6 protein-coding genes and 1 pseudogene are annotated in these 7084 nt (G+C 58.6%); 5 read left to right on the top strand and 2 right to left on the bottom strand.

What is annotated here, in order from left to right:
- The 4 genes and pseudogenes from ACFDTG_RS15530 to ACFDTG_RS15515 all read left to right on the top strand — a co-directional run.
- Nucleotides 1-384: pseudogene (locus ACFDTG_RS15530) on the top strand (methylase); the annotation flags it as partial.
- A gap of 59 nt (nucleotides 385-443) precedes the next feature.
- Entirely contained in the window at nucleotides 444-713 is a 270-nt protein-coding gene (locus ACFDTG_RS15525; RefSeq protein ID WP_047822024.1) for a type II toxin-antitoxin system Phd/YefM family antitoxin, read from the top strand.
- Nucleotides 714-1073 carry a type II toxin-antitoxin system RelE/ParE family toxin gene (locus tag ACFDTG_RS15520; protein ID WP_160661444.1) on the top strand — a complete coding sequence of 120 codons (360 nt, stop codon included), beginning with the start codon at nucleotides 714-716 and terminating at the stop codon, nucleotides 1071-1073.
- Between the two features lie 378 nt (nucleotides 1074-1451).
- The gene (locus ACFDTG_RS15515; protein WP_375291869.1) at nucleotides 1452-3425 is read left to right on the top strand and encodes a ParB/RepB/Spo0J family partition protein; all 1974 of its coding nucleotides are present in this window, start codon (nucleotides 1452-1454) and stop codon (nucleotides 3423-3425) included.
- Nucleotides 3426-3600: 175 nt separating this feature from the next.
- Here the strand turns inward: ACFDTG_RS15515 and ACFDTG_RS15510 are convergent, their stop codons facing one another.
- Together ACFDTG_RS15510 and ACFDTG_RS15505 are read right to left on the bottom strand one after the other, a co-directional pair.
- A complete protein-coding gene (locus ACFDTG_RS15510) occupies nucleotides 3601-5310 on the bottom strand; it encodes a hypothetical protein (protein ID WP_375291868.1) in 1710 nt (569 codons plus the stop codon).
- Between the two features lie 47 nt (nucleotides 5311-5357).
- Nucleotides 5358-6464 (bottom strand): dsDNA nuclease domain-containing protein, encoded by a 1107-nt coding sequence (locus ACFDTG_RS15505; RefSeq protein WP_375291870.1) that lies wholly within the window; start codon nucleotides 6462-6464, stop codon nucleotides 5358-5360.
- A gap of 220 nt (nucleotides 6465-6684) precedes the next feature.
- On the opposite strand from ACFDTG_RS15505, the gene ACFDTG_RS15500 reads away from it, so the two are divergent.
- Nucleotides 6685-7084: ArdC-like ssDNA-binding domain-containing protein (locus tag ACFDTG_RS15500; protein WP_375291867.1), on the top strand; the 400-nt coding region annotated here is incomplete at its 3' end.

Below are 7084 nucleotides of genomic sequence, written 5' to 3'. Positions count from 1 at the left end.
CCCGGCGATCATGTTCGGGTCACCCGGCTCGTTACCGAAGACGGCCAGTCGATCATCGGCCGCGAAGTGCTCGATCTCGATCTCGCTGCGATCGCCGAGACCTTTGGCCTCTCCGGAGTTGCCGGACCATCGGCTGAGCAGATCGGCGACCTTGTCCTTGCCAGCGGCAAACCGCTGGGCCTCGCAAGCCACAATCCACTCACCGTTAAGCGCTCGCTGGTAGGCGGCGAACAGCGCCTTGAACTGACCGGGTTCTCGCCCGATCGCCTCGACTGGTACAAGAACAAGGGCTGCTTCACCGAGATCATCCGCTACCGCACGCGGCTGTTCGTCCCGGTGTCGAGGGCAGGCCAGATACTCCCAGGCATCGCAATCGGGCATTGAGCTTTGCAATTGCCAAGTCGTGGACTATATAAAGACCAAATTCAGTCCCAAGGTGTTCTATGAAGCTGGACCAGCGCATCAAACCGATCAGCTATCTGAAGGCCCACAGCGCCGAAATTATCCGGGAGATTGGAGATGGCGGCGGGCCACTGGTCATCACGCAGAATGGCGAAGCCAAGGCAGTTCTGCAGGATGTCGCCAGCTACGAGCGCGCACAGGAAACGCTCGCTCTGCTAAAACTTCTGGCGCTCGGACAGGCCGATGTTGCCGCTGGTCGGACCCGCCCGGTGGCAGGCCTTGCGGAGCGCGTACGGGGTAAGTCAAACTGAATGATGACGGCCGCGTTAGCGATCAAGATCACCTCCGGTGCGGAGCGTGATCTTGCGGGTATCTGGCAGCGTCGCGTGGCGCAGCGCGGGCCGGATGGCGACGATGGTGCGGACGCACTGCTGGATGACCTCGTCGCGTCTATCGAGTCCCTTTCCGACAATCCTCAGAAAGGACCGGTTCCACCGGAACTTGAGGCTCTCGGGATCACCGAATTCCGGCAATTGTCGCGCTCTCCCTTCCGCATCATCTACGGATATCAGCCCGAGCCAGCACCCGGTCAGGTGACTGTGTTCGTAATTGCTGATGCGCGTCGGGATTTTCGGACGCTTCTCGAAGAGCGCTTGCTCGGCAGCGGATAGATAGAGTCTCCGCTCAACAGGTCAGGGTCCGAATGAAACTGAGCGCTGCCTCCGATTGCGCTTAAGTTTCCCCTTCTCTCCTCCCCTTCGTGTGTCTGAATGAACCGATAAGCTCCCGTGTCGCGTACGCCGGAGCCCGATCACGTCCTTCCTCAAGTCCGGGCGACTGATCTGCCTGTGCCCGCTGATGACGGGCCTGCGAATGGGTTCGCGCATTGAGAACAACTGCCCTCATGATCGGAACTTAGCCGATCCCTGATCGCCCCATCTCGGTCGTATAGATGTTCGCCACAGCCATTGAAGAGAGTGGAGGGAGCCCTTTGGGCTTGTGGGCCTCGTGATCCTCACCTGCGCCTTCATTCCATCAGGAGAACACCCATGATCCAGTCGATTCCCTTGAAGAAGCTCGTCCCGAGCCCGCGCAACGTTCGCAAGTCGAGCGACGTGCTGGCCGACCTCCAGCTGCGGGCAGACATTGCTGCGCGCGGCCTGCTGCAGAACCTCGTCGTGCGCAAAGGAAAGCGCGGCAAGTTCGAGGTCGAGGCCGGCGGTCGCCGGCTCGCTGCACTGCAGGCGCTGGCCGAAGATGGCGCCTTGCCCGAGAACCACGAGGTCACCTGCCTCGTCATCGAAGGCGAAGAAAGCGAAGTGCGCGAAGCCAGCCTTGCTGAAAACTTCCAGCGTCTGGCGATGAACCCGGCCGACGAGGCGCAGGCCTTTGCTTCCATCATCGAGGCGGGGGCTACCCCCGAAGACGTGGCGCGCCGCTTCGGCCTCACCGTCCGCTTCGTCGAAGGACGCCTGCGTTTGGCAAGTCTCGCACCCTGCGTCTTCGAAGCACTCGCCGAAGGCACGATCACGCTCGACATGGCCAAGGCCTACGGCGCGATCTCCGACGTGGAGCGGCAGGCGCATGTCTATGCCGAGTTGCAGGATGCCTGGTATCAGATCACGCCTGATACGATCCGCCGCATGGTGCTTGATGCCACGGTGCGCGGTTCCGATCCGCGAGCGGTTCTCGTCGGACGCGATGCCTACCTCGCCGCAGGTGGGCGGATCGAACGCGAACTGTTCGACGACGATGCCAGCGAGAGCTGGATCGATGTCGCGCTGCTCGAGGACCTCGCGCACAAGGCCATGGACGAATCCGCAGAAAAGACGGCCCTCGAATATGGCCTTGCCTGGGTTCGGCCGACCCTTGGCAACTACGTCAGCCACGACCTTGTTGAAGGTCTCGGTCGCTTGCCCTGCGAGCCTGCGCCAATAACCGAGCAAGAAGCGCAGGAGCTCGGCGAGCTCGAGGCCGACTACGACCGCGTCGCCGCCGTGCTTGAAGACGAGGACAGCGACGAGGACGAGGTCGCCAAGGCCGAACAGGAACTCGTCGTCATCGACCGCGCCATGCGCGCGCTCAATGACCGGGTGCCGGTACTCGCTGACGAACTGAAATCCAAGGCTGGCGCCTTCCTCGTCCTCTCGCGCAATGGCGAGCCGACGTTGGTCCCGCAGTTCTATACCGAAACCGACGTCATCACCGACGAAGGCGTGGTCGAGGCCATTGAAGAGAGCGGTGCGGCTAAGCCCAAGGGGAGCTCGCTTTCCCAGCGCCTGCTCGACGAACTCGCAATGCAGCGCCGCGACATCCTGGCGGTCCATCTCGCCAACGATCCGGCATTGGCGCTCGACTTTATGGTCTTCACGCTTGCCGATGCCGATGGCCACGATTGGCGCGCCAAGAAGGCATCGACACTGGTGGGTCCGGTGGCATCAGGCCCGGTTACCGGGTTCGAAGCCAAGGACGCACCGGCAAGCGCTGCTCTGGCCGAGTTTGCCGGGTCGCTCGATGAAAGCTGGCGTTCTGGCGAAAGCGATGTCGAGCGGTTTGCAAGGTTTCGGGCACTTTCCGACGAGGCGCGTTCGGCCTGGCTTGGCCATGTCGTCTCTCGGACACTGGTTGCCAGCCTTGCCTGCGAAGGCGAGCGCTCGGTGCCGATGCATGAGACGCTCGGCTCCCTCCTCGAAATCGAGACCGCGTATTGGTGGCGTCCCACGGCCAACAATTACTTCGACCGTGTGGCCAAGGTCCGCACGCTCGAAGCGCTCGATGCGGTCGGCGGTCCCGAACTGGTCAGTCGCTATGCCGCATCGAAGAAGGCTGAGCTTGCGAGCGCTGCCGAACGCATCTTCTCGGGCAACTTCATCGGCGAGGCCGATGCCAAAGATCGGGCACAGGCTTGGGTTCCGCCGATCATGCGTTTCGCCGGCTCCGAAGAACTCGAATTGGCGGACTACGAGGGAGACGAGGCGGTCAACGCCGAAGAAACTGAAGAGATTGCCGAGCAGGCTGCCTGACCCCTCCTGACAGGTCCAGGTCACTCGGCGGGCGGTCCGTCCCTTTCGGGACGGGCCGCCTTTCCCATACAGGATATTGGGCCGGACGCCGACTCACGGGATTGGAGGACGACATCACTAAACCAGGCCCAAATCAGCTGCCTACGACACTGCCTTCGGAATCAGAAACCGAAGGCTAGATAAGCTCTCCCTGATCTTGGCCAAGCATCTTATTGATGAATGGTCGCATGTAAGTGTTGACGGTGTCGAACTCCTCACTGCGAAGCAATGACTCCTTCACCAGTGGGTTAATGACATGCCCGCCATATTCGGCGCCGTGTAGCGAGACCGTGCCAAGGACTAGCTGCATGTCGCGCGGTCTGTTCTTGAGAGCAAAGCCAATTATGGCGGCGGCGTTTGTATCGTCTTGGTCCTGCTGTAGCGGAGTATCTAGGATAATCGGGCACAGACAGGAGGTGGTGAATTCGCGAATCGTATGTAGCAGGGCGAAATGATAGGCTAGAATGGCTCTCGGGCCGTAGCTGCCGGTCTCATTTATCTTGGGCGAGACACTCTTCTTGGCAGCGGCTCCGAACGTCACGCCGAGCTCTACAGCGAAAGCACTGAGCTTCTTGGTGTAGAAGGCAACGATCTCAGCCTTGCGTTTGGCGCTGCTATGCGCCTTCATCGTTTTTAGGGCCTCCTCCTCCCTAGCCTGCCATTTGATTATGCCTTCGTCGATCACGGCACGCTCTGCCGCGATCGTGGCGTCGACGACGCGTTCGCTCTCATCCTTGAGCATGTCGCGGAGCTTTACTTCGCCACGCCTCTCTTCCAGTAGCGCGTCGATTCGCTTTATCCGGTCGTCATACGAATGCAGCGATTGCATCTGGCGCGCGATATCGGCCTCAACTTCGACCAATGAGTGCCGCGCGCTTGCAAGGAACCCCCTGCACGCATCCGCGTCACTGATGAGGTTGAAGCGGTTCGCGAAATCGTTTTCGTGCACGGTATTGCAAGTAGGGCATATGACTTGTGCATCCGACAAGTTCTGGGTGAATTTCACATCCGCATCGAGCTCCGCCAAAGCAGTGCGAGCGATCTCAATTTCCTCCACAAGTACAGCCCGCCGAGATTGGAGTTCGGATATTTTGTGCTTCACGCCCTCATAGATGGTGCGAAGCTCATTCAGCTCCGCCAGCAATTGTTCGATCTGGCTCCCAAACAACTCCGGCGAGAAGGTTGTTGTCACCGGCGAACGCCCGTTTCGCAGTCGCACGGTCGCCCGGTCTAGTGCGCGCCGCTCGGCCTTGAGCTCGTTCTGCTCTCGCTGCGCATCCGCCCGCTGCGCCTGGGCGCTGTAATATTCCCTTGGACGAATCCCGGTGTGATATTCGAGGATGCTCTTCTTGAAATTGGGAATCATGGCGAGGCTCTTGAACGAGCTCCAGCTGTCATCCCAGCCCCGGTCCTGGTCCTGATAAAATGGAAGGAAGCAGAATTGCGGCGGCGGAACCACAAGATCGTTGGACTTGGTGGTCAACTGAATGGTGAAGTCGAGCAGTTCGGCAATCTTTGGGCCGACCTCCTTCATTAGCGACGTTCCCGTCCAGAGGAGATCATCTGCAGCATCGAACAAAGCGAACTGATTATCGAACCGAAGGATCGAGTAGATTGCACCATCCACGGAGAATTCGAGCATCGTGGCGACAGATGCCTTGATCCATTTCTCGTTCACGACCGAGGCATCTGCCCCGAATGCGCCATAGATGGACTTGATGAGATGCGATTTCCCGGTGTCGTTCTCGCCGAACACCACCGTCGTGCATTCGTCAAACTTCTCCTGCCTCGCCTTCCCCTCGAGGCGAGAGAGTAGAAGAAGCCTTCGCAACTTCAAGTTTTTCATGAGACTTCTTTCTGAGGCTTCTAATTAATCGCTTGTACCGCTCGGCTTTAATGATGCGTGTATATTTCATATATTATCATCGCCTTCAGTCTTGAGGGACTAAATGGTGAAAGGTACTTCTTCCCGATCTCTTCTGCATGAAGGTAAAGCGTCTCGACCATGTCGACGAGACTAAGCGTTGCGTCATCTATGACGGTCGGCAGTGCTTCTGCGATCTTCATGCGGATGCGCTGGACAGCGCCGTCGGCCGAGTTCAGCGCGGCAGCACGATAAACCGCATATTCCTGGCTGATGCGAAGCTGGTCCGTGAAGGGATAGGTGAGGCTCGGCGCGATCGTTCCCCAATCCGGAGATCGGCTGTTGCTCTGGATGGCATCCAGCCATTCCTGAACATTGTCCTTGGTCAGCCCCTTTTCCTTGATAGCCAGCTGGAGGGAAGTAGTGTCACCAGAGAAATTTGCTTTCCTGCGGCATTCATCGGCGATCGCTTGGTAAACGGCCTCGGGACTGAACCAAACCGAACCGAGCTGCTCCGCGATGAAGGTCTGCAGCTTACCCTTTGTGTGGGAGACCACGTCTCCAAGGCTGAGATCGGTACGTTGAAATCCGAGCAGCCCGACCTGGGCCTCGGTCGCTCTCGGGTAAGCCTCCTGGATCGATGTGACGATCTTCTTGAAATGGCTAGGCTCGCATTCGTTCAGGCGAAAGGAAGTTTTGCCGGCGTTGAATCCGCAAAGCTGGTTTGAAACGAAATCGGCAGAAAGGACCGCGTCCGGAAACTTATCGACATTATCGAACATCTTGTCGATGAACGAAGGCTTTTCCTTAGTGGCTCCTTTGGTCTTCACTTTCTCCCGTTTAAGAAGCGCAGTAAGAGTCCAACCGCCGTTGGTGGCCTTGGATTTGACTTGGTAGAAACGAACATTTGTGGGATTGCTTGCGCTATCGAGCAATGCAATATCGTCGTGAAACTCGAAGACGATCGCATAGTCGTCATTGGTCCCATGCTGCTGGAACAGCAGCGCCAATCCCCACATTGTTTGAAAATCGTACCGGCCTCCGGTCGCTCCCCTCTCACGCGGGGGCTTGCTGACCAGATCTGTTGCTAAACTCATGCCGCCTCCCAGAGGCGATTTGATGGCCTGAAATTCCACATTTTTCAATCTTCAAAAAGTCAAAACTCGAAATGGCCGACCAAGGAAAACGATAGGCTTCGCAGAGGCATAATCTGACGCCGGATTTCAGTTTCGTTGTCGAGTCCACTGATTGGCGACTTACGGGGCACATAACCGTCGCGTGTTTCTAAGGAGAGAGGAGGGAGCTTTTAATTCCCTGAACCGGGACATGTCTGTCCCGGCCATCAGGAGACCTCCCATGAACAAGTCCCGCCGCACTGCATCGACTTCGCCAGCCCAGCGCATCACTGCCGCAATTATCGAGAAGCTCGAGCAAGGCACAAAGCCCTGGGTCAAGCCGTGGCGCGGTGTGCCAGTCTCGCGGCCGTTACGTTCCTGCGGGACACCATATCGCGGAATGAACACCTTCTGGCTTTGGATGGTGGCCGACGGCTGTGGCTACGCCTCGCCCTACTGGATGACCTATCGCCAGTGCCAGGTGCTCGGAGGGCAGGTTCGCAAGGGCGAGAAATCGACCGTTGCGATCTTCTACAAGAGCTACACCAAGGAGGTCGAGAACGCCGAAGGCGAAGCGGACACCGAAAACCGGCGCGTGCTCAAGGCCTATGCCGTGTTCAACGCTGACCAGTGCGATGGCC

This window comes from Qipengyuania sp. (assembly GCF_042095715.1).
In the GTDB taxonomy this organism is placed as follows: Bacteria; Pseudomonadota; Alphaproteobacteria; order Sphingomonadales; family Sphingomonadaceae; genus Qipengyuania.
This window is presented reverse-complemented; position numbering and strand designations above follow the sequence as displayed.

Bases quoted from the DNA above. Each gene is read 5' to 3' on its own strand.
- ACFDTG_RS15510 (WP_375291868.1), bottom strand. From the start codon at position 5,310: ATGAAAAACTTGAAGTTGCGAAGGCTTCTTCTACTCTCTCGCCTCGAG.
- ACFDTG_RS15515 (WP_375291869.1), top strand. From the start codon at position 1,452: ATGATCCAGTCGATTCCCTTGAAGAAGCTCGTCCCGAGCCCGCGCAAC.
- ACFDTG_RS15520 (WP_160661444.1), top strand. From the start codon at position 714: ATGATGACGGCCGCGTTAGCGATCAAGATCACCTCCGGTGCGGAGCGT.
- ACFDTG_RS15525 (WP_047822024.1), top strand. From the start codon at position 444: ATGAAGCTGGACCAGCGCATCAAACCGATCAGCTATCTGAAGGCCCAC.